1 protein-coding gene is annotated in these 1277 nt (G+C 43.5%); it reads left to right on the top strand.

Annotated elements, in window-relative coordinates; genetic code table 11:
* The first annotated feature begins 65 nt into the window (after positions 1-65).
* A protein-coding gene (locus tag ACT3RN_RS15655; RefSeq protein ID WP_192520997.1) for an IS3 family transposase occupies positions 66-1231 on the top strand; the annotation gives its coding sequence in 2 pieces (ribosomal slippage) (positions 66-324 and positions 324-1231; 1167 coding nt in all).
* The last annotated feature ends 46 nt before the right edge of the window (positions 1232-1277 follow it).

Genomic DNA, 1277 nt, shown 5'->3' with positions numbered 1-1277 from the left:
TGAGCTATGCTGAATAAACCGTAGAGATAAACTTGGTAAACTAAGCACAATAACAGGAGTTTATCATGACCAAGAAAATCAGAACCTACAGTGACGAATTTAAAGCCGAAGCCGTCAAGAAGATATCAGACAACAACGGCAATATTTCAGCTACTGCAAAGCAGCTCGGGATCGCCATGCAAACCTTATCGAACTGGAACAACAAAGCTAATCAAGGCAAACTTGCAGGAACAGCTCAATACGATCCTGATCTTATGACGGCTCTTCAAGAAATAAAGCAGCTCAAGCGACAACTTAAAGTTGCCGAAGAGGAGCGAGAGATCCTAAAAAAGGCCACGGCGTACTTTGCAAAGCACAGTTAGTCAAGTACGCCTTTATCAAAGACAACCAGCAAGTCTTTAGCATTAGTAGCATGTGCCGCGTACTACAGGTTAAACCCTCAAGCTACTATGACTGGCTGGGTCGTCATATCAGCTGTCAGCAGGTACATCGTAATCAGTGCGAGTTATTGGTTAAAGCCGCTCACAATGAAACGAAAGAACGTTATGGCGTAGATCGACTGCATGCTCATCTAAGCGAGCAAGGGCATGACATTAGCCTGTATATGGTAAGAAGCATCAAAGAGGAACACGGCATTAAATGTCGTCGTCATAAGCGCTTTAAAGTGACCACCGACTCTAATCACAACAAACTGGTCTATGATAACGTGCTGGATCAGCAGTTTGATGCCAAGTGTCCTAATGAGTCTTGGGTCAGTGACATCACCTATATCTGGACACATGAGGGCTGGCTGTACTTAGCGGGAGTCAAAGACTTATATACCAAAGAGCTGGTCGGCTATGCGATCAACAAACGCATGACCGCAGATTTGGTCTGTCACGCATTGAACATGGCAATCAAAAACAAACGACCTGCCAAAAAACTAATAGTCCATTCTGACAGAGGCAGCCAGTATTGCAGCCATGCCTACCATAAGATCATTAAACAGCATCAGTTTACAGGATCTATGAGCGCTAAAGGTAATTGCTTCGACAATGCTCCAATAGAAAGCTTCTGGGGCACTTTAAAGAACGAGCTGGTATATCATCAGGATTATAAGACTAGATTTGCAGCGATCAACGATATTATTAGATACATCGAGCTGTACTACAATCAGACTAGAATTCAAAAGGGCTTGAGCTATAAATCACCAAGACAGGTGTGGTTTGATTATTATCGTCAGGCTGCGTAACTAAAATCTCCCAAGTTTAAGTCTACGGGATTGACGGCAGGGGTCA

The sequence above is a fragment of the Psychrobacter sp. AOP5-GZ1-6 genome, from assembly GCF_052376345.1.
GTDB lineage: Bacteria > Pseudomonadota > Gammaproteobacteria > Pseudomonadales > Moraxellaceae > Psychrobacter.
The sequence above is the reverse complement of the archived record's forward strand: the minus strand, read 5'-3'. Positions and strand labels throughout refer to the sequence as shown.